At 69.3% G+C, this 574-nt stretch carries 1 protein-coding gene; it reads right to left on the bottom strand.

The features are described 5' to 3' along the window. Positions 1-560: IS701 family transposase (locus KME79_RS44360; RefSeq protein WP_372452542.1), on the bottom strand; the 560-nt coding region annotated here is incomplete at its 3' end. Between the last annotated feature and the right edge of the window lie 14 nt (positions 561-574).

Here is a 574-nt window from a genome sequence, read left to right as displayed (position 1 = left end):
CACGCGTCCTGGTCCAGGGCGGCGAAGGCCTCATCGGCGCGCACCTTGCGGCCGGCCTGCGTGATCGGATGGTCGCAGGAGACGGCGAACACGTAGTTCAGGCCCCGGCCACGGCACCGCTCCCGCAGCTGCGGATTGTCGCCGTAGCCCTCATCAGCGGTGATCCAGGCGAAGGTGATCAGCGGATCATCGGCGGCCCGCTCGATCATCCGCCAGGCCAGCTCCGGCTTGGTCGCGAACCCCACCTGCTCGCAGATACCGGCCTCAGCCAGCCGCCCGGGTGCGGCGAACCAGGAGGCGGGCACATACAGTTCCCGGTCGATCAGCACCCGCTGCCGGCCCGGGTGCAGGTAAGAGGCGAACACCCCGACCTGACAATTCGTGATCTTCCCGGCGGTGCCGGTGTACTGGCGTTGCACCCCGGCCGAGCGACGGCCCTTCTTCTCGAACCCGGTGTCGTCGACCACCAGCACCCCGTCCAGACAGCCCAGCCGCTCAGCGACCTGGGCCCGCAGCGCGTCACGGACCGCATCGACGTCCCAGCGGGCATGGTTCAGCAACCGTTGCATCCCGT

Origin of the sequence: Nonomuraea harbinensis (assembly GCF_019396385.1) — a bacterium.
GTDB classification, from domain to species: domain Bacteria; phylum Actinomycetota; class Actinomycetes; order Streptosporangiales; family Streptosporangiaceae; genus Nonomuraea; species Nonomuraea ferruginea.
This window is presented reverse-complemented; position numbering and strand designations above follow the sequence as displayed.